This is a genomic window from Brenneria roseae subsp. roseae (assembly GCF_003115845.1).
Classification (GTDB): domain Bacteria; phylum Pseudomonadota; class Gammaproteobacteria; order Enterobacterales; family Enterobacteriaceae; genus Brenneria; species Brenneria roseae.
Map to the genome: position 1 here is coordinate 325,470 of NZ_KZ819024.1, position 21,513 is coordinate 346,982.

At 53.4% G+C, this 21,513-nt stretch carries 19 protein-coding genes; 11 read left to right on the forward strand and 8 right to left on the reverse strand.

What is annotated here, in order from left to right; genetic code table 11:
* Positions 1 to 140: 140 nt before the first annotated feature.
* On the forward strand, positions 141 to 1,028 hold the full coding sequence (gene robA / locus DDT52_RS05740; RefSeq protein WP_136155509.1) for an MDR efflux pump AcrAB transcriptional activator RobA: 888 nt from the start codon (positions 141 to 143) through the stop codon (positions 1,026 to 1,028).
* Here robA and gpmB read toward each other — a convergent pair.
* Positions 1,017 to 1,667, reverse strand: a complete 651-nt coding sequence (gpmB, locus tag DDT52_RS05745; protein ID WP_136155510.1) for a 2,3-diphosphoglycerate-dependent phosphoglycerate mutase GpmB — start codon at positions 1,665 to 1,667, stop codon at positions 1,017 to 1,019. The genes robA and gpmB overlap by 12 nt on opposite strands.
* 51 nt (positions 1,668 to 1,718) lie before the next feature.
* Between gpmB and yjjX the strand changes: the two genes are divergently transcribed.
* The gene (gene yjjX / locus DDT52_RS05750; RefSeq protein ID WP_109052400.1) at positions 1,719 to 2,255 is read left to right on the forward strand and encodes an inosine/xanthosine triphosphatase; all 537 of its coding nucleotides are present in this window, start codon (positions 1,719 to 1,721) and stop codon (positions 2,253 to 2,255) included.
* On the opposite strand, the gene trpR is transcribed toward yjjX, so the two are convergent.
* Positions 2,252 to 2,605 (reverse strand): trp operon repressor, encoded by a 354-nt coding sequence (gene trpR / locus DDT52_RS05755; RefSeq protein WP_136155511.1) that lies wholly within the window; start codon positions 2,603 to 2,605, stop codon positions 2,252 to 2,254. The genes yjjX and trpR overlap by 4 nt on opposite strands.
* Before the next feature lie 72 nt (positions 2,606 to 2,677).
* Positions 2,678 to 4,606, reverse strand: coding sequence for a murein transglycosylase (sltY, locus tag DDT52_RS05760; RefSeq protein ID WP_168709738.1), 1,929 nt, complete (start codon positions 4,604 to 4,606; stop codon positions 2,678 to 2,680).
* A 449-nt stretch (positions 4,607 to 5,055) separates the two neighbouring features.
* On the opposite strand from sltY, the gene ettA reads away from it, so the two are divergent.
* Positions 5,056 to 6,723, forward strand: a complete 1,668-nt coding sequence (ettA, locus tag DDT52_RS05765; RefSeq protein ID WP_136155512.1) for an energy-dependent translational throttle protein EttA — start codon at positions 5,056 to 5,058, stop codon at positions 6,721 to 6,723.
* Positions 6,724 to 6,845: 122 nt separating this feature from the next.
* Here the strand turns inward: ettA and serA are convergent, their stop codons facing one another.
* Both serA and rpiA read right to left on the reverse strand, forming a co-directional pair.
* Positions 6,846 to 8,078, reverse strand: coding sequence for a phosphoglycerate dehydrogenase (gene serA, locus DDT52_RS05770; RefSeq protein ID WP_136155513.1), 1,233 nt, complete (start codon positions 8,076 to 8,078; stop codon positions 6,846 to 6,848).
* A gap of 294 nt (positions 8,079 to 8,372) precedes the next feature.
* Entirely contained in the window at positions 8,373 to 9,032 is a 660-nt protein-coding gene (gene rpiA, locus DDT52_RS05775) for a ribose-5-phosphate isomerase RpiA (RefSeq protein WP_136155514.1), read from the reverse strand.
* A 215-nt stretch (positions 9,033 to 9,247) separates the two neighbouring features.
* On the opposite strand from rpiA, the gene DDT52_RS05780 reads away from it, so the two are divergent.
* A complete protein-coding gene (locus tag DDT52_RS05780) occupies positions 9,248 to 10,141 on the forward strand; it encodes a LysR family transcriptional regulator ArgP (RefSeq protein WP_109052393.1) in 894 nt (297 codons plus the stop codon).
* Between the two features lie 30 nt (positions 10,142 to 10,171).
* On the opposite strand, the gene DDT52_RS05785 is transcribed toward DDT52_RS05780, so the two are convergent.
* The 3 genes from DDT52_RS05785 to DDT52_RS05795 form a co-directional block, all read right to left on the reverse strand.
* Positions 10,172 to 10,897 (reverse strand): oxidative stress defense protein, encoded by a 726-nt coding sequence (locus DDT52_RS05785; RefSeq protein WP_136155515.1) that lies wholly within the window; start codon positions 10,895 to 10,897, stop codon positions 10,172 to 10,174.
* Between the two features lie 225 nt (positions 10,898 to 11,122).
* Positions 11,123 to 11,734, reverse strand: coding sequence for an arginine exporter ArgO (gene argO, locus DDT52_RS05790; protein ID WP_136155516.1), 612 nt, complete (start codon positions 11,732 to 11,734; stop codon positions 11,123 to 11,125).
* 157 nt (positions 11,735 to 11,891) lie between these two features.
* The gene (locus DDT52_RS05795; protein ID WP_136155517.1) at positions 11,892 to 12,710 is read right to left on the reverse strand and encodes an IclR family transcriptional regulator; all 819 of its coding nucleotides are present in this window, start codon (positions 12,708 to 12,710) and stop codon (positions 11,892 to 11,894) included.
* A 431-nt stretch (positions 12,711 to 13,141) separates the two neighbouring features.
* Here DDT52_RS05795 and DDT52_RS05800 point away from each other — a divergent pair, with 431 nt between their 5' ends.
* The 7 genes from DDT52_RS05800 (at position 13,142) to DDT52_RS05830 (ending at position 21,512) form a co-directional block, all read left to right on the forward strand.
* The gene (locus tag DDT52_RS05800; protein WP_136155518.1) at positions 13,142 to 14,671 is read left to right on the forward strand and encodes a sugar ABC transporter ATP-binding protein; all 1,530 of its coding nucleotides are present in this window, start codon (positions 13,142 to 13,144) and stop codon (positions 14,669 to 14,671) included.
* A gap of 137 nt (positions 14,672 to 14,808) precedes the next feature.
* A complete protein-coding gene (locus tag DDT52_RS05805; protein WP_109052388.1) occupies positions 14,809 to 15,906 on the forward strand; it encodes an ABC transporter permease in 1,098 nt (365 codons plus the stop codon).
* A gap of 141 nt (positions 15,907 to 16,047) precedes the next feature.
* The gene (locus DDT52_RS05810) at positions 16,048 to 17,148 is read left to right on the forward strand and encodes an ABC transporter substrate-binding protein (RefSeq protein ID WP_136155519.1); all 1,101 of its coding nucleotides are present in this window, start codon (positions 16,048 to 16,050) and stop codon (positions 17,146 to 17,148) included.
* Positions 17,149 to 17,161: 13 nt separating this feature from the next.
* Positions 17,162 to 18,004 (forward strand): SMP-30/gluconolactonase/LRE family protein, encoded by an 843-nt coding sequence (locus DDT52_RS05815; protein WP_136155520.1) that lies wholly within the window; start codon positions 17,162 to 17,164, stop codon positions 18,002 to 18,004.
* Positions 18,005 to 18,286: 282 nt separating this feature from the next.
* Positions 18,287 to 19,285 (forward strand): 3-dehydro-L-gulonate 2-dehydrogenase, encoded by a 999-nt coding sequence (gene yiaK, locus DDT52_RS05820; protein WP_136155521.1) that lies wholly within the window; start codon positions 18,287 to 18,289, stop codon positions 19,283 to 19,285.
* A gap of 32 nt (positions 19,286 to 19,317) precedes the next feature.
* Positions 19,318 to 19,791, forward strand: coding sequence for a NanQ anomerase/TabA/YiaL family protein (locus DDT52_RS05825; protein ID WP_136155522.1), 474 nt, complete (start codon positions 19,318 to 19,320; stop codon positions 19,789 to 19,791).
* Positions 19,792 to 20,033: 242 nt separating this feature from the next.
* Positions 20,034 to 21,512 carry an FGGY-family carbohydrate kinase gene (locus tag DDT52_RS05830; RefSeq protein ID WP_136155579.1) on the forward strand — a complete coding sequence of 493 codons (1,479 nt, stop codon included), beginning with the start codon at positions 20,034 to 20,036 and terminating at the stop codon, positions 21,510 to 21,512.
* Position 21,513 lies beyond the last annotated feature (1 nt).

Sequence of the window (21,513 nt, forward strand, 5' to 3'; positions counted from 1 at the left end):
TACATCGCCTTCGTCAGCCATGTTACCCAAATTGCCGGCTGAATACTTTCAAGAATCTTAAGCGGTGACAATGTCAAAAAATTGCTATGATGCAGGATCTCAATACGTTCAGTGCTCAATGTGTTTGACGAGGAAGATCTATGGATCAAGCCGGTATTATACGTGATCTGCTTAACTGGCTGGAAAGCCATCTCGACCAGCCTTTATCACTCGATAATGTAGCGGCGAAAGCGGGTTATTCAAAATGGCATCTACAACGAATGTTCAAAGATGTCACAGGCCATGCTATTGGTTCATATATTCGCGCACGACGGCTTACCAAAGCTGCGGTCGCCCTTTGCCTGACCAGTAGACCCATCCTGGATATTGCTCTGCAATATCGCTTTGATTCCCAGCAAACGTTCACCCGGGCATTCAAAAAGCAGTTTGCCCAGACGCCGGCTTCCTATCGTCGTTCCGATAACTGGAATACCTTCGGCATCCATCCGCCGATTCGATTAGGCGAATTCACCTTGCCCCAGCCCCGGTTCGTCACGCTGCCGGAAACAAAGTTGCTCGGCCTGACGCAAACCTATAACTGCCCTCTGGAACAGATTTGTAATTTCAGAACTGAAATCCGTATTCACTACTGGCGTCAGTTCCTGGGAGAGACTAAAACGATCCCACCAGTACTGTACGGGCTGCATCATTCGCAGCCGAGCAAGGAAAAAGACGACGAGCATGAAGTGCTTTACACCACCGCGCTGGAGCCACAATACCTGCCGGACGACGTGCATACCGGCGAGCCGATCATCTTACCGGGTGGCGATTACGCCATGTTTGTCTATGAGGGGGCGGCTGACGGGCTACAGGATTTTATCATCACGTTGTATGACACCTGTCTGCCGACATTCCAGATCACTCGTCGGAAGGGGTTTGACGCAGAGCGTTTTCACCCCAATTCCGAACAGGGTGAGGATATCCCCAAAATCATTCGCTGCGAATATTTTATCCCCATCCAGCACCCCGAGAATCAATCAGCGCTGTAGCTCATCCAATGCGGGTATATCCAGGTGCGAAATATCTCCGGCGGTTTCCACTACCCAGCCAGGAGCCAGCCACGGGCTTTGCTGATAATCAATGCGCGACAGGGAGCAGTTGCGCAAGCGCAGTCGTCGCTCCGCCGAGGCGGGTAATCCCAGTATCGTGCTCAGCAAGCATCCCAGCGCCATCCCATGGCTGACCAACAACGGCTGGCTGCCTTTCGGCAACGTCAGGCAACGCGCCAACACGCGATGCATGCGTTCGGCCAGTTCGCTCATCGACTCCCCTTCGGGGATCCGACCGTTCGGCGTACCATCCACCAGCTGTTTACGCCAGGCTTCTTCTTGCAGACTCAAGGTGTCAATATCACGTTCTTCAAGAACGCCCATATGCAATTCGCGTAACCCCGGCTCCACGACGATCTGGCAGTCAGCGCAGACGCTGGCGATAATTTCCGTCGTCTGACGTGTGCGCCCCAAATCGCTGGTAAAAATGTGCGTAATGCCCAATGTTCTGATACGTTCAGCCGTCTGATAAGCCTGCTTCTCGCCTCGCGGTGTTAGCGCACTGTCGGATTGACCTTGAATACGCCGCGCCACATTCCATTCTGTTTCGCCGTGGCGAACAAGATATACCTGTAACATGGTTATTTTCCGTTATACTGCGTCAAATTAACTAAAGAGTTCGAAACCGTTATGTATCATGTTGTCGCTGCAACTACCAACCCGGCAAAAATTAAGGCTATTACTTTAGCATTCGCGGATGTCTTTGGTGCAGAACATTGCCGCATCGAAGGTGTTGACGTCGACAGCGGCGTCCCACGCCAGCCTCTCGGTTCGTTAGAAACCCGTACGGGTGCCAGAAATCGCGTAATGATGGCCCGTCAGGTCCGTCCTGAAGCTGATTTTTGGGTCGGCGTTGAAGCAGGGATTGAAGAATGCATGACCTTTGCCTGGATGGTGGTGGAAAACGCCCATCTGCGTGGCGAGTCTCGCTCTGCAAGCCTGGTCCTACCCGAAAGTATATTACACGGCATTCGTGAAGGAAGGGAGTTGGGTGATGAAATGGAACGCCTGACAGGTGTACAGAATATTAAACACAAAGGCGGCGCAATTGGCGTCTTCACGGACGGAAAACTGTCGCGCACCAGCGTTTATCATCAGGCGCTGCTGCTGGCGTTGGTTCCGTTCCATAACCCGATCTATCAGACTCCGGTACAGACCGCCAACTAGCGCCCTCTTTTCTCCGCAGGGGCTTGATCCGCAGACAGCAACTGCGCCTCCAGCCAGCGCTTCAGCGCGGGAGGCGCGGCTTTCAAACTGTTGGAACCACGGGTAATCGTGGCGATTCCGGCGCCAAGCTCGCTTTTCAACTCACGCTGACTCAGCTTTCCACGCATCAGTTCCTGAATAATCCGCACTCGCGTTCCCAGCGCCGTCCGCTCATCTGGCGTCAACAACAACTGCAATAACGGCTGTTGCAGATCTTCATTCACAGACTGTTGCAGCAATGTCACGAAGCGTAGCCAGTTTTCATTGTCTTGTTCAGATAGTGTCGGATCGGTAAGGAATGACGAATTCATCGCAGGCTGCCATACTATTTAACTAGTACAGCAGCATAGCACAAATTGTAGAAAATGATCGCGCGAACCAGACTAATAGCGACGCTGCCACTCCGCATCAGTCAAAACACGCGCCGGCTGATGTAGGAAATAACGGTAAAAGACATCATAGGCCAGCACATTTTTAACGTAGCCACGCGTTTCAGAGAAGGGAATACTTTCAATAAACGCGACGGAGTCAATGCGCCCTGCGCTGTTTTTCAGCCAGGTATTTACGCGGGATGGCCCGGCATTGTATGCCGCTGAAGCCAGGATACGGTTGCGGCCAAACATCTGATAGACATATTCCAGATAGTAGGTACCCAACAGAATATTGGTTTGCGGATCAAACAGCTGGCTGCTGTTCATGTAGGTCGTGATATTACTCATTTGCGCCGTATGCTGTGCGGTAGCGGGCATCAGCTGCATCAAACCAGATGCGCCAACGGGTGAACGCGCCTTGGGATTCCAGGCGCTTTCCTGTCGGGCGATCGCCATCGCATAGCTCTGGCTGATGCCTTTACCCTGCGTGGCGCGTCGGAATTCATCGTTCCAGGCAAGCGGGAAACGCTCCTCCAGATGATCCCACAACTTGCCGACAATCGTGGCCTGTACGCTTAAATCCGGCCAGCGTTGTTCAAACGCGTAGCGAGCCAACGCCTCCTGCTGCGGTTTACTGCTATTGGCGACCAGTCCCACCCACTCACTGCGCGCCAGATTATCCATCTGCCAGAACATCAGCTCCCTTACGCGGGCCATTTCAGGCAACTGTGATAATGAACGGTCAGGTTTAACCGCCGTCATAACGGTGACAGGATAGTTCTCATTAAGCTTTTGTGCCGCCGCCATCGGATAAAAGCCGCGCTCCTTCATCAGTTCACGCAGCAGCGTCTCGCCCTCCTGGCGTTTCCCCTGCTCCAGCATCACCGACGCTCGCCAATAACGCCATTCGTCTTTTTGCAGAACATCCGCCGGCAAACGCGCCATCCAGTTGATCAATCCCTGTCGATCGCCAGCCCCCAGCGCCATTCGCACGCGACGTTCGATCAAGGTTGTCGACGTACTGCGTTGTACCACGCCGTCCCGCCAAAGCGCCTGCTCAGACGTGGCGTCATTCCCCATCAATCGCCAGGCAATGATCTCTTCCATTTCCTGACGTTCGGACGAACTCATTTTTTGCAGACGAACAATCACCGGCAACATTGAGCGGGCGTTCTCGACGTCCTGACGCGCCACGCGACTGAATGCCGATAATGTGACTTTGCGGGTGAAATCCGTTGGTCCGATGGCGCGGGCAAAGCTTTCCAGCGTATTCGGTTCATTCTGTAATTTTATCAATGCATCACTGATCGTCTTGTAATCAGCAGGTAATTGTTTAGCCAGATAATTCACCAGCCCGGTGCTGCCTTCAGCCATTGCTAGACGAATACGCTCCAGCGTCGTCAGCGGAGTTTGTTCCCCCGCCGCTTGCCAGACAGAAAATAGTTTGTCACAGACGGAAGGCAAAGAACGCCCGGTCAGCCAGATATCGCGAGTCGCGTCCCATACCCCCTGACGCTGCCCCGCCACCCATTGGGCATAATAGAAGTTACAGCGCGCGCTGACCGGCTTGGGCGGCTGCGGGCTGAACGCCAATAATCCCTGCCAATCCTGTCGGCGGGCCAGTTCGTTGACAAAGCTGGTATTCAGATTACGCGCTGGCGGTAAAGTCGGGTGGGTGGCAACGAATTGCCTGACCTGAGCGGCGCTGACCTGAGTCAGGTCTTGTGTTAGCGAGCGATATTCAAGATAGGGATATAGTGGGTAGTTGCGTAGCGTCGGCATCAGTTGAGCGACCGTATCCAACTGGTTGCTATCCCATGCCTGTTTAACCTGTTGATAGCGCTGACGTTGTTCATCCAGAGAATCCGCCAGCACATGTCCCGAAGCCCCTGCCAGACAGATTGCCGCAATAGCGTACCGCCAATAACCCGCTTTAACCATAACCTGCACTACCCTCATTCGTTATCGATTCTGCTACCGATACCTTCCACTATACAGGCATCATCAAACCGTGCCGGTCAAAACGCCTGTACTATCATTTTCATCCGGCACGGCCCCATCAAGTGTGGCACATCATGCCGTACAACGATACGCCAATCGGGGGAGACAGGCTGAACCAACCATGCCTTTTTGCCGCCAGGTCTGTTCACTTCGCATCCTGACAACCTCAAATCGCCGGATAGCTGGGATCAGACACCGAAACCAGCTACACTCCGTTATCAGCATTACCGATCCGCCGAAGAGGGTTTTATCGCCATTCATATGGTCGCTATCTTCGGCAATAAGCCCCAACATGGCCACCCGGCGTGGCACAGAAACAATGATGTCAATTACAATTTATCGATAACAATTATCGACAACAACCAGACAGAAAGAGGCGAAGTCGCAACGTGGCTCAATATGTTTATACCATGCATCGCGTCGGTAAAGTCGTTCCGCCGAAGCGTCATATTCTGAAAAACATCTCCCTCAGTTTCTTCCCTGGCGCCAAGATTGGCGTATTGGGCCTGAACGGAGCCGGTAAATCTACGCTGCTGCGCATTATGGCCGGCATTGATAAGGACATTGAAGGCGAAGCGCGCCCGCAACCCGGTATTAAAATTGGCTACCTGCCGCAGGAACCGCAGTTGAACCCGGAACATACCGTTCGTGAATCGGTTGAAGAAGCCGTTTCTGAGGTGGTTAGCGCGTTGAAACGTCTGGACGAAGTGTACGCGCTGTACGCCGAGCCTGATGCGGATTTCGACAAGCTGGCGGCAGAGCAGGGCAAACTGGAAGAGATCATCCAGGCCCATGACGGTCATAACCTGAACAACCAACTGGAACGTGCGGCAGATGCCCTGCGTCTGCCGGAATGGGAGGCGAAAATCGCCAACCTTTCCGGTGGCGAACGTCGCCGCGTCGCGCTGTGCCGCCTGCTGCTGGAAAAACCGGACATGCTGCTGCTCGATGAACCGACCAACCACCTGGATGCGGAATCCGTGGCCTGGCTGGAACGTTTCCTGCACGACTTCGAAGGTACCGTGGTAGCCATCACCCATGACCGTTACTTCCTTGATAACGTCGCGGGCTGGATTCTGGAGCTGGACCGCGGCGAAGGCATTCCGTGGGAAGGCAACTACTCTTCCTGGCTGGAGCAGAAAGATCAGCGTCTGGCTCAGGAAGCGTCTCAGGAAGCGGCACGCCGCAAATCTATCGAGAAAGAGCTGGAGTGGGTGCGTCAGGGGGCCAAAGGCCGCCAGTCTAAAGGTAAGGCGCGTCTGGCTCGCTTCGAGGAGCTGAATAACACGGAATACCAGAAACGTAACGAAACCAACGAACTGTTTATTCCACCCGGCGCCCGTCTTGGCGACAAGGTGATTGAAGTCACCAACCTGAGTAAATCCTATGGCGAACGTCAGTTGATCGACAGTCTGTCGTTCTCCGTGCCTAAAGGGGCGATTGTCGGGATCATCGGTCCGAACGGCGCGGGTAAATCAACGCTGTTCCGCATGATGTCAGGTCAGGAACAGCCGGATAGTGGCAGCATAGAGCTGGGCGAAACGGTGAAATTGGCGTCGGTTGATCAGTTCCGCGATGCGATGGACAACAGCAAAACCGTGTGGGAAGAAGTTTCCGGCGGGCAGGATATCATGCGTATCGGCAACACCGAAATGCCAAGCCGCGCCTATGTGGGCCGTTTCAACTTCAAAGGCGTTGATCAGGGCAAGCGCGTCGGCGAGCTGTCCGGTGGTGAACGCGGCCGTCTGCATCTGGCGAAACTGTTGCAGGTTGGCGGCAACGTCCTGCTGCTTGACGAACCCACCAACGATCTGGATATAGAAACGCTGCGTGCGTTGGAAAACGCCCTGTTGGAGTTCCCAGGCTGTGCCATGGTTATCTCGCATGACCGCTGGTTCCTGGACCGTATCGCGACCCACATTCTGGATTATCAGGATGAAGGGAAGGTGGAATTCTTCGAAGGTAACTTCACCGAATATGAAGAATACAAAAAACGGACTCTCGGCGCCGACGCACTAGAACCACACCGCATCAAATACAAAAAAATGACCAAGTAACACCATACAAAATGACCCGCTTGTGCGGGTCATTTTATGTCTAACGAAATACCACATCCGATTGGTTCACGACGATTCCCAATAAAACCAGCCCCCTTTCAGGGGCCGGATAATACCGCCAATCAGTACAGCAGACGGGCACGAATAGTACCGGGGATCGCCTTCATCAGTTGCAACGCGGTATGCGCGCCGTCGGTCTCAACGTCAATCACCACATAACCAATTTCGGACGTCGTTTGCAGATACTGGGCCGCAATGTTGATACCCTGTTCGGCAAAAATCTGGTTAAGCTGCGTCAAAACGCCCGGGCGATTTTCATGGATATGCAGCAGCCGGCTGGCACGTTCACCATGCACGGGCAGTGAAACTTCAGGGAAGTTGACTGCGGACAGCGTAGAACCGTTATCCGAGTATTTAGCCAGCTTACCGGCCACTTCACCACCGATGTTTTCCTGCGCTTCCTGCGTTGAACCACCGATATGCGGGGTCAGCAGCACATTATCAAACTCACATAGCGGCGACAGGAACGGATCGCTGTTTGTCGCAGGCTCTTGTGGGAAGACGTCAATCGCCGCCCCGGAAAGGTGTTTGCTGCCCAGCGCATCGCACAGGGCAGGAATGTCCACCACCGTACCGCGAGACGCATTAATAAAAATAGCACCCGGCTTCATCAGCGAAAATTCTTCGGCGCTCATCATATTCTGGGTGCTCTCGGTTTCCGGCACATGCAGACTGACGACGTCACTCATATTCAGCAGATCGGAAAGGTGGCGAACCTGCTGCGCATTGCCAAGCGGCAATTTACTTTCAATATCATAAAAATAAACGTGCATCCCCAGCCCTTCGGCCAGAATGCCCAATTGGATACCGATATGACCGTAACCAATGATGCCCAGCTTCTTGCCGCGCGCTTCGAAGGAGCCGACAGCCAGTTTATTCCAGACACCGCGGTGTGCTTTCGCATTCGCTGCCGGAATACCGCGCAGCAGCAACAGCATTTCACCGAGTACCATTTCCGCAACGGAACGGGTATTGGAAAAAGGTGCGTTGAATACCGGAATGCCGCGTTTCGTCGCAGCCGATAGTTCAACCTGGTTAGTTCCGATACAGAAGCAGCCAACCGCAATCAGTTTTTCAGCGGCAGCGAAAATCTCTTCTGTCAGATGGGTACGCGAGCGGATACCAATAAAATGCGCATCACGAATGGATGCTTTCAGGGATTCCGAATCCAGTGCCCCTTTATGGTATTCAATGTTGGTGTAACCAGCTGCACGCAGGTTCTCCAGCGCGCTCTGATGCACACCTTCCACTAACAGAAACTTAATTTTATCTTTTTCCAGTGATACCTTTGCCATTTCCCGACCTTATTTTCAGACTTCAGATGCGACAGTTTGTTAAACAGCCCCTGTCAACATAACAAAAATTACGCAGTCAGCAATACAAACGATTGCCTTGCTGGTATAGCAAGCGCGAGGCGACGAAAAGATTTCTGGCGAAAAATATTGCCAAAGATGCGCATTGCCATATCGACAATACACAAAATAAGAAAAAGTGATATTAAGTACCAAAAATGAGCCGTTAAATAAATTTTTTTTTATAAAAAAATTTTCAGGCACGAGGAGAGTCCCGCGCCCGAAATCATCAGCAACTCATTTCAACACGGTTTTTACGCCGTCGGCGGTGCCAATCAAGGCGACGTCAGCGCCACGATTGGCAAACAGTCCGACGGTCACCACTCCCGCAATGCCATTAATATGATTTTCCACAGCCACGGCATCCATGATGTTCAGATTGTGAACATCCAGAATAATGTTGCCATTATCCGTCACCACACCCTGGCGGTATTCCGGCTGAGCGCCCATTTTCGCCAGTTCCCGGGCCACATAAGCTCTGGCCATCGGGATCACTTCAACCGGCAGTGGGAATCTGCCCAGCACATCCACCTGTTTTGACGCATCGACAATACAGATAAACTTACGGGAAATTGCCGCAATGATTTTTTCCCGGGTGAGCGCCGCGCCCCCGCCTTTAATCATTTGCATATGCCCGTTAATCTCATCCGCGCCGTCCACATACACATCCAGTGAATCAACATCGTTGCAGTCAAAAACCGGAATGCCCAGGCTTTTAAGCTTTGCCGTTGAAGCATCGGAGCTGGATACCGCACCATTAATCTGGTGCTTTATCGAACCCAGCGCATCAATAAAATGGGCTGCGGTAGAGCCAGTCCCCACGCCGACAATCGTATCGGGACGAACATAATCCAGTGCCGCCCACCCTACCGCTTTTTTCAGTTCATCTTGTGTCATAGTCTGTCTGCTTTAGGTCCGTAAATACAAAAAACATGTGCGTATTATAGAACATGCCTTTGGCTAAATAGCGCAAATTTGTCTGCTGTTCATTATTTCACGGATAGCCGCCGCATTCATAAACAGAAAACCAGGAAATAAGATTTCTGCATGGTATAGCGGCAAAATGTGGCATAGTGAAAAAACAGACTTCATTCAGAGGAATGCTTACTTTAATGAAACGCCCGGACTATCGAACGCTTCAGGCTCTGGATGCCGTAATACGTGAGCGTGGTTTTGAACGCGCCGCACAGAAATTATGCATTACTCAATCCGCCGTATCACAGCGTATTAAACAGTTGGAAAACCTGTTCGGTCAGCCACTGCTCGTCAGGACGATTCCACCACGGCCAACCGAACAGGGCCAGAAGTTACTGGCGTTGTTACATCAGGTTGAACTGTTGGAAGAAGAATGGCTGGGTGATGAAACCAGTAATGACATTCCGTTACTTTTGTCGTTGGCGGTCAATGCCGACAGCCTTGCCACCTGGCTTCTGCCCGCGCTGCAACCCGTTTTGGTTGATTCCCCCATTCGTCTGAACCTGCAAGTGGAGGATGAAACGCGAACGCAGGAAAGACTGCGCCGTGGTGAAGTGGTCGGAGCCGTGAGTATTCAACCACAGCCGCTGCCAAGTTGTCTGGTGGATAAACTGGGCGCGCTGGATTATCTGTTTGTCGCATCGCCTGCGTTTGCAGCCCGCTATTTCCCGAACGGCGTCACGCGTTCGGCGCTGTTGCGCGCACCGGCAGTCGCGTTCGATCACCTTGATGACATGCATCAGGCTTTTCTACAGCAAAATTTTGATCTCTCGCCGGGCAGCGTGCCGTGCCACATCGTGAATTCATCCGAAGCGTTTGTACAGCTGGCGCGTCAGGGAACCACCTGCTGTATGATCCCGCATCTGCAGATTGAGAAAGAACTGGCCAGTAACGAACTGATTGACCTGACTCCCGGATTGTTTCAACGCCGCATGCTCTATTGGCACCGTTTCGCCCCGGAAAGCAGGATGATGAGAAAAGTCACTGATGCCCTGCTCGCGCATGGACATCAGGTACTGAGACAGTCTTAAATCTCGTCGATGAGCCTATCTCATCAGGCTCTATGGATTACGCTGTAGTTCAAATACCACATCAACCTGATCGTCAAAGTGAATGGTTTGCTGCTCATAGGTTTGAGCGGCTTCACTTTGCACCGCGGCGTCTGCGGTTTTAAACATTCTGGCCATTGGCACAGGTTGATAGTTGGCGACATGGTAGCGAATGCTGTAGATCGGCCCCAGTTTGGCATTAAACCCTTGCGCCAAAGACTGGGCCTGCGTCGTTGCCTGTTCTATCGCTTTTTTACGGGCTTCATCACGATAGTTTTCTGGATTCGCTACGCCCAAATCAACGGTGCGGATTTCATTCAGCCCCGCTTTCAACGCCCCATCCAGCAACTCGTTCAGCTTATCCAACTGACGCAGCGTCACTTCCACCTGACGTACGGCGCGATACCCTTTCAGAACGGAACCACCGGTTTTCAGATAATCATATTCAGGCTGTGTGCGTAAGTTGGCAGCATTGATATCTTTTTTCTCGATACCATTCTTGCCAAGAAAATCAAAATATTGAGCGACTCGTTCATCGACCTGTTTTTTCGCATCGGCGGCATCTTTTGATGACACGCTCACTTCGATGGCCAAACGGGCCATATCCGGCGTTGCGTCAACGCTGGCGGTGCCCGACGTTACGATATGCGGGCCATTCGGCAATTCCGCGGCTTGCGTCGCCAGCGGTAACGTGCCTAACCCCATCATCGCAGCTAATGCCAATACTTTTAGCTTCACAGTTTCTCCTTTATTTATCTCTTATCGCCAAGGCCGGGTAGCCTATCAGCGCAGTGCAGACGCCGCCAATATCGCGACATTGTCGTCAGCAGTCTGTTTTCCACATGGATAGAAAACAGGTTATACCGGCTACCATATCGCATTGCCGACACAACAAAATATAGGTGAATTTCTGAAACTGGGGGAGGAAAACTCGGCGGGAAAGGCGCCGGGCAGGTTTATCGATTACCAGCCATGGCGTGCCAACTGTATGGCAATAGCCCACATCACTATCCCCACAAACAGATTGATAATGCGTTGTGAACGAGGCGTATTCAGCCACGGCGCCAGCCAGGCGGCCAGCAGCGCCAGCGCAAAAAACCAGATAAACGATGCGGTAATGGTTCCGATGGCGAACCAGCCGCGCGCCCCTTCGCTAAACTGGCTCCCCACGCTGCCGAGCACAACAAACGTATCCAGATACACATGTGGATTGAGCCAGGTCACCGCCAGCATCGTGACAATAATGCGCCAACGGCTCTGCTGCATAATCTCCGCGCCAGCGAGCGTCAGATCCCGGCTGAACGCCGTCTTCAACGCGCCCCAGCCATACCACAGCAGAAATGCGACGCCTCCCCACGTCACTAACGTCATCAGTAACGAAGATTGGCTAAGCAACGCACTTCCGCCGAAAATACCGGCGCAGATCAGCACCACATCGCTTAATGCGCACAGCAGTGCGATCATCAAATGATACTGACGACGAATCCCCTGATTCATCACAAAGGCATTCTGTGGCCCCAGAGGCAAAATCATTGCCGCGCCAAGCGCAAAGCCTTGCAGAAAGACAGCTAACATATCGTTATTGCTCCTCGTATAAAAAACGCCGGCAGCGTTTTTCAACGTCGCTTGCGACGACCTGACGAACCCATCCGGTCCAGATGCCAGCATCATACGAAGAGAAAATTATTAGGTGAAATGGATATTTCTAATCATCCATTAGCAACATTAATGGTCAATCATGGATGACAAAACCCAATTCCTGAGAAATCCGCTGTGCCGTCGCCAGTACCGGTTTGATCAAGGCCTTGACGCCGATCTGTTGCAGCTTGGCGGTCGGCAGCGACACGGATACCGCATAGGGTACGCGCTGTTGAATATCAAAAACCGGTGCCGCAATACAGGAAACGCCCAACTCGTTTTCTTCACGATCCATCGCCATGCCACGCTGCCGGATATCTGCCAGTTCTTCATGCATTTTTGGCAACTCGGTGATGGTATTGCGCGTTAAGGTTTGAATTTCATCCTGATGGGTTTTCCAGTAGTGATCCGGATAGTCGCTTTTACCATACGCCATGAAAATCTTGCCCATCGCCGAGCAATAAAGCGGCATATGCTGGCCGATGTAGGCACGCGTGCGCATCATGCCCGTGGTGGGTTCCAGCTTGTAGATCAGAATGACGTGATCGTCTTCGCGGCTGGAAAAGTTGACCGTCTCGCCCACTTCCAGATTTAACTGCACCAGGTGAGGTGACGCGACATGAATGATATTCAGTGAAGAGAGCGCTTTCTGGCCGATGGAGATGAACTTGGTCGTCAGGCGATAACTACCGGGAGAAGGCGCCTGGGTGACATATCCGCTGGTATACAGCCCCTGCAACAGGCGATGTACGGTACTTTTATTCATTCCCGCCAGTTCAGAAAGGTGCGCCAACGGACAACCGTTGGGGAAGTTGCTTAAAATTTCAATAAGCTGCAAACCACGAAACAAACTCTGGCTGCCCAGGGGTTTCTCTTTTTGATTGTTTTTCTCATCAACCGCTTTCAGGCTCATAGCAAAATCTCTCCAGTGTCAGGCTGCCAGGCAATACATCGTGGTTACCAGCATAGACATAATCGGCATCCCCGTTTTGGGAATGTTACCGCAAGGCCCGCGTCAGGTGAAGTGGAACGCCGTTTCATTGTCGACAGGCGCATTAAAGCACGCAACATTTTGCTAACTTCAGAAGTGAGCAGTGCGTCACAAATCCATAAAATTATAAATAACATATTGTTTAATATGAGCATTTAAAATGCTCCGGGCTTTGCTTTAGCGCAACATTCAGCATATTATTTTTGAAATCAGATTTCGTATATTGAAATTTAAAGTTGATTTAAACGCCGTTCTGCACGATGTCGCATTTCATGACAGGCGTTTCCCTGGCATGACGTTTCTACAATAGGGTATTGCGCCAATCGCGCATGCCGGACATAAGGGCGCATCACATGAATCAGATTAACGATGAGCAACCCATATTAACGCTCAGCCATATTGTTAAACGCTTCGGTGGCAACGTGGCCGTCAACGACGTCAGCTTGCAGGTGCTGCCGGGAGAAGTGCTGGCCTTGCTGGGAGAAAACGGTGCGGGTAAATCGACCTTGATCAAGGTCCTCGCAGGCGTTTATCCACGCGACGGCGGCGATATCCGGTTTCAGGGCGCCAGCATAGCCTCCGCCGCCGCAATAAAAAGTGACAGCCGCCAGCCTATTGCTTTTATTCATCAGGATCTCGGTCTGATCGAATGGATGACCGTCGCGGAAAACATGGCGCTGGTGATGGGATTTCCACGTCGATTCGGCCTGATCGATTGGCGGGCGATCCGCCGTCGCGCCAGTCAGGCCTTACAGGATGTAGGGATCGAGTTGGATCCTGATGCTCGCGTATTCGAACTGTCGCGCACGGAGAAATCACTGCTGGCCATTGCCCGCGCCGTTGCGGTCAACGCCGAACTGCTGGTACTGGATGAACCTACCGCATCATTACCCGCCAACGACGTCCGGCACCTGTTTTCCGTGATCAATCGCCTGCGGGATAAAAAAGTCGGCATGATTTACGTGACCCACCGACTGGATGAAGTGATCGAAATCGCCGACCGGGTTTGCATCATGCGCGATGGGCGCTACGTGGCCGGCGGCAATACCGCCGACTACTCGCTGCGCGATCTGGTGCAGTTGATCGTCGGTGAAGCCATGCCTGGCGATCAGCGTGCGCCTTTGCCGGCACAACAGCCTCCCGTACTGACCGTCAGCGATGTCACCGTCGGCGATATCGGGCCGGTCAGCTTCACCCTGCAACCGGGGGAAATGCTGGCGCTGGCCGGATTACGCGGCGCCGGACAGGAGGAGCTTGGCCGTTTGCTGTTCGGTTTGCGTAAACGCGATAGCGGAGCGATTCAATTTCGCAATGCGCCCTATCACGCAGATTCTCCACAGCAAGCGATGGCCCTCGGTGTTTCACTGGTTGCTGGCGACCGTACCAATGAAAGTCTGGTCATGTCGATGAGCGTGCGCGAAAACCTGTTTATCAACCCGTGCGCCAGCGGCCATCGGCTTTTTTCCGCCTATAGCCGCCGTGAGGAAATCGGCGCCAGCTGGTGGAAAGTCCAGTTATTCGATGTCAGGCCAAAGGACGTCAACATCGACATCAGCGCCCTATCGGGGGGTAACCAGCAAAAAGTCGTGATGGCCCGCTGGATGCATCTGGGCGCACCGTTACTGATCCTTGAAGATCCCACGGCAGGCGTCGATGTCGGCGCCCGTGCCGAAATCTATCACCTATTAAATAAATCCCTGGCAGAAGGCGTCGCCGTATTGGTTATCTCCAATGATTTTGAAGAGATAGCCCATATCTGTAATCGCGCCTTGGTCTTCAACCGGGGAAAAGTTGTCGGCGAATTAAAAAATCAGCAGGTCTCGTTCGCCAATTTATTGGAACTGGCCTCCGCCAGCACCGGGGAAACGGCTACCACAGCCTAATCAGCAATAGGGAACGGACACAGACAGCCTGGGGGCGTAGACGCGTTACCCCAATCGTATTCACCGTACGTGACGGTTGCCGTTAATACTCAGGCCACAGTGTCAGATAGCGCAGCCTATTGGAAGGAAAGAAAGTTATGTCTAATAAAACGTCAGTAAAATCAACGGCACTAGAGCAAAGAGTCAGCCTGGCGCAAGATGGAACCGGCCCATGGCTGATGCAAATTCTCACCCGCTATGGTCTGTTGTTGCTTTGCATCGCATTAGTCATTCTGTTTTCTCTGACAACACCGTCATTCGCTTCCATGCTGACGTTGCAGGCCATTCTGTCCAGTAAGGCGAAGATCGCTCTGCTGGCGTTGGCGGCAACCATTCCGATGATTGTCGGCAAAATCGATCTTAATGTCGGTTTCGGGATTGTGCTCTGGCATATTCTGGCCATCACGCTACAGGTTGAATATGGCTTCTCGTGGCAGATGGCGGTACTCGCCGTACTGGCCATTTCAGCCTTGTATGGCTTGCTTAACGGTATTCTGGTGGCGCTGGCAGATATCGACAGTTTTGTTGCCACGCTGGGCTCCGGCACCGTGCTTTACGCCGTGGCGCTATGGCACTCCGGCGGCCGCCAAATCGTCGGCGACCTGCCTGATGCCTTCATTGCCCTGCATCACACTGAAATCGCAGGTATTCCCATCGTCGCATTTTATATCCTGCTGGTTGCCATCGTGCTATGGCTCATCACCGAACATACCCCGCTCGGCCGCTGTATGTACGCCGTCGGCGGCAACCCCGCAGCCGCGCGTCTGAACGGTATTTCCGTCAACCGTTTCACCATCGGCGCCTTTATCGCTTCCAGCGTTCTGACCGGTTTCAGCGGCGTACTGATCGCGGCGGAACAGGGCGTCGGACAGGCAAGCGTAGGTATGGATTACCTGTTGCCTGCGCTGGTCGGCGCTTTCCTTGGCAGTACCACCATTCGTCCGGGCCGGGTCAACGTCTGGGGAACGGTGGTCGGCATCGCGATCCTCGCGATCGGCATTGCCGGTATCCAGCAGTTCGGCGGCGAATTCTGGGTCGAACCGCTGTTTAACGGCGCAACATTACTGCTGTCGATCACGCTGGCCGGCTATGCCCAGCGCCGCAGGTTACTGAATCAAAAAGCGATACAACGCAGTCAGGCTAATAAAGCCGAAAATAACCATCAGGAAAAAAATAACCAGAACGCTATACCCTAAATAATTCGGGTTGCAGGAAGGCGGCAAGGGAAGGAATCCCGATGAGCTTACTCAAGTAAGTGATTCGGGTGACGGAGCGTAGCCAACGCACATGCAACTTGAAGTATGACGGGTATATACCCTAATCAGGAGCACAACCCTATGAAACGTTTTTGGATGTTACCGGGACTCACCACACTGTTACTGGTCAGTACGCCAACGTGGGCGGACGATTATCTTGAACAGGCGACCGCTGCCGTGGCGAAAGCCACCACCAGCGCCACACAGTGGGATGGCCCGACCGATGGTCCACAATTACAACCGAATAAAAAGATCATTTTCATTGCCTCTGATATGAAAAATGGTGGTGTTCAAGGCGTACAGCAGGGACTCAGTGAAGCGGCGAAAGCGGCGGGCTGGAAGCTGGATACGCTGGATGGCGGCGGCTCGGTGAAGGATCAGCTGGCATCGCTCAATCAGGCGATTGCCCAGAAACCGGACGGTATCGTCATCGGCGGCTGGAATCCAAACGTGGCAAAGATCCCGCTGAAGAAAGCCATTCAGCAAGGCATTGTTCTGACCGCCTGGCATGCCGTACCAGAACCGGGGCCGATTCCCAGCTACGACATTTTCTATAATGTCACCTCTGATTCCAATGATGTCGCGCGTATCGCCGCACAGTATGCGGTGGTGAAATCCGGCGGTAAGGCCAACGTACTGATTTTTACCGACTCGCTGTACCAAATTGCCCTGGATAAAGCCAATGTGATGAAAGAGGAAATCGGTAAGTGCAGTGGTTGTAAGGTGCTGGAATTCATTGATACGCCGCTGGCGGATACCGCGAACCGGATGCCGGCCATGACCTTCAGCCTGTTGCAGAAATACGGCGACACGTTCCAATACTCGTTGGCAATCAACGATCTGTATTTTGACTTTATGGCGCCGTCGTTGAAAACCGCAGGGAAAGGCGGCAAAAACGCCCCTTATAACATCTCCGCCGGAGACGGTTCCATTTCGGCTTACCAACGCATCCGTTCCGGCGATAGTCAGTCAGCAACCGTACCGGAACCGCTGAAGCTGCACGGTTGGCAACTGCTTGATGAATTCAATCGCGCCTTTACCAAACAGCCACCTTCAGGCTATGTCACCCCTGCCCATCTCGTCACCGCCGAGAACATTGGCAGCGACGGCGGGGCCAATAACCTGTACGACCCTCAGAATGGTTACCAGGATCATTACAAAGCGATCTGGGGCGTGAAGTAAGCGAGGACGTGACATGAGCGCACAGCAACTTGAGCAACTGTGTTCGCCGGCTATCTGGGCCGAAGGTCCGGTATGGCTGCCGCAGCAGGATGCCGTGATATTCAGCGATGTGAAAGGCAATCGTATGTTCCGCTGGTCGCGTAATGGGGAGCTGAGCCTGTGGCGCTCCCCTTCCCACTATGCCAACGGCAATGCGGTTGATGCACAAGGACGCCTGGTGAGCTGCGAACACGGACGGCGCTGTATCAGCCGTAGCGAAAGCAATGGCGACATTACCGTGCTGGTTGACAGAATAGATGGCAAACGTTTCAACTCGCCGAACGACCTGGTGGTGCGATCCGACGGTACTATCTGGTTCACCGATCCTCCTTACGGCATCACGAGTGACGAGGAGGGATATAAATCGGAAAGTCAGGTGATCGGCTGCTATCTCTACTGCTTCGATCCGCAAACAGGCTCGCTGGAGATTGCCGCCAGCGACCTGCAAAGGCCAAACGGTCTGGCGTTTTCACCCGATGAAACGCTGATGTATGTCGCCGATATGTCGATTGTCGATTTCCCTACTCTCGGCCGCAGTGAACTTCGGGTTTATCCGGTCGAAGGACATCGGCTGGGGACGGGTAAACACTTTGCTCCCGTTTATCCCGGTTTTCCAGACGGCTTTTGCGTGGATAAGGCGGGTAACCTGTTTTGCAGCTGTGCGGACGGTGTACTCATCTTTAATCCTCAGGGCGAACGGATCGGCAAAATCAACGTACCGGAGCGGGTTTCCAACTGCACGCTGGGTGGTTCGGCAGGAAATGAACTGTACATCACGGCAACCACGTCGCTATACCGTTTGCGGTTAGACGGATGACGATCTCGCCAGCAAACGTCACTTTGTGACAGAGCGGATTCGCAGGACGGGCTATGCAATGTAGCCGGTTCTGCTGCGCCCGAAACGCATCCACGCGGCAAAATGCGGCATGGGTCACAAAGTAACGAGATTAATTTAATCATTTGTTTTACAAGAATAATTTTATTTGGTCGTGCTTTGACTTCACTTCTGCTCAGGTATAGGATTTATTTGAAACGCAATTCCGTATATTGAAATTTAAAGAACACAAAGCACACTAACACGCTACAACGGAGACCCGTCATGAGGGTGAGCTACAACGATCTAAAACAGGAATTCAAACGCGTGTTGCTGGCACGAAATGTCGCGGAGCACACCGCTGAAGCCTGCGCCGAAATGTTTGCCGAAACCTCTGCAAGCGGCGTCTACTCACATGGCGTCAACCGCTTCCCGCGTTTTATTCAGCAACTGGATGCCGGGGATATCATTCCCGATGCGGAACCAGGCAAATTGCTTTCACTCGGCGCTATCGAACAGTGGGATGCGCATCAGGGCATCGGTAATCTCACGGCGCGCAAAATGATGGATCGCGCCATGGCGCTGGCTGACGATCATGGCATCGGACTGGTTGCACTGCGTAATGCCAACCACTGGATGCGTGGCGGCGGCTACGGCTGGCAGGCCGCGGAAAAAGGCTATATCGGTATTTGCTGGACCAACTCGATAGCCGTTATGCCGCCGTGGGGCTCCAAAGAATGCCGTATCGGCACTAACCCCTTGATCGTCGCCGTTCCGGGCAATCCAATCACCATGGTGGATATGTCGATGTCGATGTTCTCCTATGGCGCGCTGGAAATAAACCGGCTGGCAGGTAAATCGCTGCCGGTAGACGGAGGTTTCGACAACGATGGCAACCTGACGCGCGATCCCGCGATTATCGAAAAGAACCGCCGCATCCTGCCGATGGGCTACTGGAAAGGTTCCGCGCTCTCAATCGTGCTGGATATGATCGCCACACTGCTTTCCGGCGGCGCTTCTGTTGCGGACGTTACCGAAGATAACCGCGATGAATACGGTATTTCACAAGTTTTCATTGCGATTGATATTGAACGGGTGATTGACGGGAAAACCCGTGACGAAAAGCTGCAACGCATTATGGATTATGTCACCAGTGCGGAACGCGCCAACCCGGATGTCGCCATCAGGCTGCCGGGTCACAAATTCCCACGCATCCATGCTGAAAACATGCGCGATGGTATCCCGGTCGATGAGCGGGTATGGGCAAAAATTCAGGCGCTTTGATACATCCAGATGTCCTGGCTAAGGAGAAGTTCATGATTTTCGGTCATATCGACAATACGTTTTCCGCACAGCATCCCGAACCGATCGCTCGCGCTATCGCGTATCTGCAACGCACCGACTTCACCGCCATGCCGACTGGACGCCATATCGATGAGGAAACCGGTTATGTAGTACAGGTGCTGGACTTGCACACCCAGCCCAAAAACGACCTGCACCCTGAAGTACATCGTAAAAACATTGACGTGCAATTTTTGATTAGCGGAACTGAATGCATTGGCGTGGCGGCGGATAACGGTAACAACGTTATTCAGGAAGACTTGCTTGAACAGCGCGATATCCTTTTTTATCAGGATGTTGACGACGAATCCTGGCTGACCATGCGGCCAGGCAATTTCGCCGTGTTTTTCCCTCAGGATGTGCATCGCCCGGCCTGCATCGACCAGCAGCCCTGCGCGATCCGTAAAGTGGTGGTGAAAATACCGATGACACTATTTAACGTCCAATAATCCATCAATCCCGCTGTGTCAACCAACAGCAACACATGTCCTCGGGCATGTGCGGGGGCTTCTACGCGCCGCAAAAAGACCAACAGGGAAACCGCGGCCCCCGGAACGTGAAGACGAAGGGCATAGCTTATTGAAAGGTATAGCGATATGAATACAGCCTCTGTTTCTGCCATTGTGGCGCTCGCCGCCATTCTCTCCATGCTGCCACCGCCGCACAGCAACCAACTCGCGGAGACAGCATGATGGAATATTGGCTGGGACTGGACTGCGGCGGCACCTTCATCAAAGCCGGCCTGTATGACCGCACTGGTGCGGAGTTGGGTATCGCCCGAAAAAATCTCGACATTATCGCACCGCAGCCGGGATGGGCGGAACGTGATATGCCTGCGCTATGGCAAACCGCTGCCAGCGTCATCCGCGATCTACTTGGCATCACGGGCGTCAGCGCCTCCGCTATCGTCGCCGTGGGCATTTCCGCTCAGGGAAAAGGATTGTTTCTGTTGGATAAACAGGGACTACCGCTGGGTCACGCCATACTGTCTTCCGATCAGCGTGCATTGGCGTTGGTGCAAAGCTGGCAGCAGGCAGGAATGCCACAGGCGCTCTATCCACAAACCCGTCAAACGCTGTGGACGGGCCATCCGGTATCGCTGCTGCGCTGGATAAAACTGCACCAGCCGGAACGCTATCAGCGGACAGGCAGCGTATTAATGGCCCACGACTACCTGCGCTATTGCCTGACCGGAGAGCTGGCCTGCGAAGAAACCAATATTTCTGAATCCAACCTGTATCAGATGGCGTCGGGCCGTTATGACCCGGCGCTGGCAGAACAGTTGGAGATTGGTGAAATATTCGGGGCATTGCCCCCCCTCGTCGGCTCTGCCGATATCGCCGGACGGGTAAGCGCTCCCGCGGCAGACGCCACCGGATTATTACCGGGTACGCCGGTTGTCGGCGGCCTGTTCGACGTGGTTTCCACCGCACTGTGCGCCGGATTGCAGGATGAAACCCGGCTGAATGCGGTAATGGGCACCTGGTCGGTGACCAGCGGTATTACCGATACCATTCAGGACGGCTATGCGCACCCGTTTGTCTATGGCCGACATGCCGAGGCCGGTAAATACATCATCCATGAAGCCAGCCCCACTTCTGCGGCCAACCTGGAATGGTTTTGCCGCCAGTGGGGGCTGAATGACTACGCCCAGCTTAATCAATGGGTTGCCGCGCTGCCCAAGGCCGGCAGCACCCTGCTGTTTGCTCCTTTCCTCTATGGCTCCAATGCGGGATTGGGCCTCAGCGCCAGTTTCTATGGCATGCAGGCTTTCCACCAGCGCGAGCATCTGGTTCAGGCGATTTATGAAGGGGTGGTGTTCTGCCACATGACCCATCTGTATCGCATGCTGCAACGTTTCCCGCAGGTCAACGCGCTGCGGGTGACGGGCGGCCCGGCCAAATCCGCCCCGTGGATGCAGATGTTTGCCGATATCAGCGGCTTGCCCGTCGAGCTGCCGCAAATCGAGGAAACCGGCTGTCTGGGCGCCGCCATGGCAGCGATGGTCGGCAGCGGCGTATTTCATGACTTTACCCACGCCCAGCGCGATCTGGCTCCGCGCATTGAAAGGGTTTTACCCGATGAACAGGCCCGAGCGGCTTATCACACCAAGCATCAGCATTATCAGGCACTGGTTTCGGCGCTAAACACGCTGCAAACCAGCCGGTAAG

What these genes read in the sequence shown, in the direction of transcription:
- DDT52_RS05825 (WP_136155522.1), top strand. Translation starts at nt 19,318, where the DNA reads ATGATTTTCGGTCATATCGACAATACGTTTTCCGCACAGCATCCCGAA.
- yjjX (WP_109052400.1), top strand. Translation starts at nt 1,719, where the DNA reads ATGTATCATGTTGTCGCTGCAACTACCAACCCGGCAAAAATTAAGGCT.
- rpiA (WP_136155514.1), bottom strand. Translation starts at nt 9,032, where the DNA reads ATGACACAAGATGAACTGAAAAAAGCGGTAGGGTGGGCGGCACTGGAT.
- DDT52_RS05830 (WP_136155579.1), top strand. Translation starts at nt 20,034, where the DNA reads ATGGAATATTGGCTGGGACTGGACTGCGGCGGCACCTTCATCAAAGCC.
- DDT52_RS05810 (WP_136155519.1), top strand. Translation starts at nt 16,048, where the DNA reads ATGAAACGTTTTTGGATGTTACCGGGACTCACCACACTGTTACTGGTC.
- DDT52_RS05780 (WP_109052393.1), top strand. Translation starts at nt 9,248, where the DNA reads ATGAAACGCCCGGACTATCGAACGCTTCAGGCTCTGGATGCCGTAATA.
- serA (WP_136155513.1), bottom strand. Translation starts at nt 8,078, where the DNA reads ATGGCAAAGGTATCACTGGAAAAAGATAAAATTAAGTTTCTGTTAGTG.
- DDT52_RS05815 (WP_136155520.1), top strand. Translation starts at nt 17,162, where the DNA reads ATGAGCGCACAGCAACTTGAGCAACTGTGTTCGCCGGCTATCTGGGCC.
- DDT52_RS05800 (WP_136155518.1), top strand. Translation starts at nt 13,142, where the DNA reads ATGAATCAGATTAACGATGAGCAACCCATATTAACGCTCAGCCATATT.
- trpR (WP_136155511.1), bottom strand. Translation starts at nt 2,605, where the DNA reads ATGAATTCGTCATTCCTTACCGATCCGACACTATCTGAACAAGACAAT.
- yiaK (WP_136155521.1), top strand. Translation starts at nt 18,287, where the DNA reads ATGAGGGTGAGCTACAACGATCTAAAACAGGAATTCAAACGCGTGTTG.
- gpmB (WP_136155510.1), bottom strand. Translation starts at nt 1,667, where the DNA reads ATGTTACAGGTATATCTTGTTCGCCACGGCGAAACAGAATGGAATGTG.
- robA (WP_136155509.1), top strand. Translation starts at nt 141, where the DNA reads ATGGATCAAGCCGGTATTATACGTGATCTGCTTAACTGGCTGGAAAGC.
- argO (WP_136155516.1), bottom strand. Translation starts at nt 11,734, where the DNA reads ATGTTAGCTGTCTTTCTGCAAGGCTTTGCGCTTGGCGCGGCAATGATT.
- sltY (WP_168709738.1), bottom strand. Translation starts at nt 4,606, where the DNA reads ATGGTTAAAGCGGGTTATTGGCGGTACGCTATTGCGGCAATCTGTCTG.
- DDT52_RS05795 (WP_136155517.1), bottom strand. Translation starts at nt 12,710, where the DNA reads ATGAGCCTGAAAGCGGTTGATGAGAAAAACAATCAAAAAGAGAAACCC.
- DDT52_RS05805 (WP_109052388.1), top strand. Translation starts at nt 14,809, where the DNA reads ATGTCTAATAAAACGTCAGTAAAATCAACGGCACTAGAGCAAAGAGTC.